This window comes from Frankia canadensis (assembly GCF_900197875.1).
Taxonomy (GTDB): Bacteria; Actinomycetota; Actinomycetes; order Frankiales; family Frankiaceae; genus Frankia; species Frankia canadensis.
The window spans coordinates 1-1,246 of the sequence record NZ_FZMO01000444.1; the positions used below are offsets into that span (position 1 = coordinate 1).

The 1,246-nt window shown below is 71.6% G+C and carries 1 protein-coding gene and 1 pseudogene; both read right to left on the reverse strand.

Annotated features, from left to right (window positions below; all coding sequences use genetic code 11):
* Positions 1–1,129 (reverse strand): IS607 family element RNA-guided endonuclease TnpB (gene tnpB, locus C1A33_RS25570; protein WP_101834028.1); only part of this gene is annotated, 1,129 nt, incomplete at its 3' end.
* A pseudogene (locus C1A33_RS25575) lies at positions 1,126–1,246 on the reverse strand (IS607 family transposase); the annotation flags it as partial. The pseudogene C1A33_RS25575 and the gene tnpB, both read right to left, overlap by 4 nt.

Below are 1,246 nucleotides of genomic sequence, written 5' to 3' on the forward strand. Positions count from 1 at the left end.
AGGACTGGCAGGTGAACGTACGGTCCGACAGGGTGAGGCTTGGGTTTCGCCAGCCGCAGCCGGAACAGGTCTTCGAGGACGGGTACCAGCGGTCCGCGACGTGCAGCCGCGAGCCGTACCAGCGGGTCTTGTAGGCGAGCTGGCGGCGGATCTCGGCCATCCCCGCGTCGGAGACGGCGCGTGCGAGGCGCCGGTTACGGACCATCCCGGCGACATGGAGATCCTCGACCACGATCACGTTGTGGTTCTTCGCCAACCGGGTGGTGAGCTTGTGCAGCCCGTCGCGGCGCTGGTTCGCGACGCGGGCGTGGATGCGCGCGAGCCGGGCTGCCCGCTGCCGGCGGCCGGCGCTGCCGGGCTTGGACCGGGCGTAGGCCCGCGACGCCCTGCGCAGCTTACGCAGGCAGCGGGCGAGCGGTTTCGGATTGTCGACCTGCTCGCCGGTGGACAGGACGACGAGGTGCTTCACCCCGGCGTCGACCCCGACCGGCCCGGCGGCCCGCTGCCGGGCCGACGGGGCTTCGGAAACGTCCCGGTCGGCCTCGACGGTGAACGACACGTACCAGCGTCCGGCGGTCCTCGACACGGTTGCGCCGAGCATCCGGGCCCGGCCATCGGCGAGCCGGCCGGTGAGAGCGCCCATCGGTTCGTGGACCTTCACCCGGCCGATCCGGGGCAGCTTCACCCGCGTTTCGCCGGCCGGACCGTAGGCGCCGGTGGTGTACCGGAACGACTCCCGGGCCTTCCCGCGCTTCTTGAACCTCGGGAAGCCGACCCGCCGACCTTTCCGGACGCCCTTCTTCGAGTCGGAGAAGTTCGTCAACGCCCGCGCCAGCTGGTCCAGCCCGGCGGAGAACGCCTCCTTGGAGCACTCCGTCCACCAGGGCGCGACGTCGTTCTTGACCTGGTTCCACCGCAGCCGCAGCGCGGGCAGCGTCCACGGCACCGGGGTCAGCGCGTCACCGTCGAACCCGTAGGACTTCTCCGCGTCGCTCTGCGCCAGCGCCGCCTTCACCAGCGCCAGGCCCCAGTTGTAGGCGAACCGCGAAGCGCCCACGTGACGCCGCAGGCCGGCAAGGTGGACGTCGTTCGGGTCCAACGCGAACCGATACGCCTGCATCGTCTTCACGCCGGACCGTCTTTCGTGGCCTCGGCGACCGCGCGGGCGGCCCGGTTCACCGCCGCGCGGCGGCCGTACAGCCGGGCGCACATCGACGTGAGGATCTCGGTGATGTCGCGGACCAGG